Annotated in this window: 1 protein-coding gene and 1 pseudogene; both read right to left on the bottom strand. The window is 65.4% G+C overall.

Going from position 1 to position 981, the window contains the following annotated elements:
• On the bottom strand, window positions 1-595 hold a 595-nt coding region (locus GTW58_RS13095; protein WP_168023560.1), incomplete at its 3' end, for a 5-oxoprolinase subunit PxpA.
• A 13-nt stretch (window positions 596-608) separates the two neighbouring features.
• Window positions 609-981, bottom strand: a pseudogene (locus GTW58_RS13090) (hypothetical protein); the annotation flags it as partial.

Genomic DNA, 981 nt, shown 5'->3' with positions numbered 1-981 from the left:
GGAGCATCCTGGTGGCCACATCTTCCGGGTCGTTCAGAACCGCACCCGGCAGGGAACGGGAAACCAACTGCCCGTCGGACTGGTAGGCCCGATCCGCAAATGCCTCGGCCGCCACCTGCAGGCCGGCACGTTGGGCCACTCGCAACACGACGCCACCAGCCAGTCCCAGCAGGACCAGGCCCGGGCCGATCGACTTGATGGCCGCCACCACATCCCTGGCCTGGCGCTCGTCGTGGGCAATGGCGTTGTACAGGGCACCGTGGGGCTTGACGTAAGTGACGCGGCTGCCCAGCGCAGAGGTGAGCCCGCTCAACGCACCCAGTTGGTACTCGACGTGCGCCTGCAACGTGGCGGAGTCGACGTCGACCGCGGTTCGCCCGAAGTTCTCGTAGTCCCAATAACTCGGATGGGCCCCGATGCTCACACCGCGATCAATCGCGGCTGCGACCGTTCGCCGGATCCCTTCGGGGCTGCCGGCATGGAAGCCACAGGACGTGTTCGCGCTCGTCACGATCGCGAGCATGGATTCGTCGTCGCTGACCACTCGGTCGTGCGTGTTCTCGCCCAGATCGGAGTTCAGATCAATGCTGGTCATGAGTTCCCCCAGGTCATCCGCTCGTGCTCAGGAAGTCGAAGATCGGTCCGACCGACACGCTACCCATGTACCAGGTGAGCGCCGTCACCAGTGTCCCGGGAATCAGCAGCCACCTCGGATAACGGTCCACCCCCAGCAGGTCGGGGCGGAACCACCCGATGTACATGAACACCGTGAGACCCACCGGGAGGATCAAACCGTTGAACCCTCCGACGAACACCAACAGCGCAGCCGGCGCCGTGCCGATGACCAGGTAGACCGCCAGGGAGACGGCGATGAATCCGACCGTGGCCAGTTGCAGGGCCCACCCCCCGGAGACCTTCCGGCTGAACGTCGACAGGAAGGTGGCCGAGGTGTAGGCGGGTCCGATCACGGAGCTCAGGGCG

Origin of the sequence: Kocuria subflava (genome assembly GCF_012163155.1) — a bacterium.
Lineage (GTDB): Bacteria > Actinomycetota > Actinomycetes > Actinomycetales > Micrococcaceae > Kocuria > Kocuria subflava.
The sequence above is the reverse complement of the archived record's forward strand: the minus strand, read 5'-3'. Positions and strand labels throughout refer to the sequence as shown.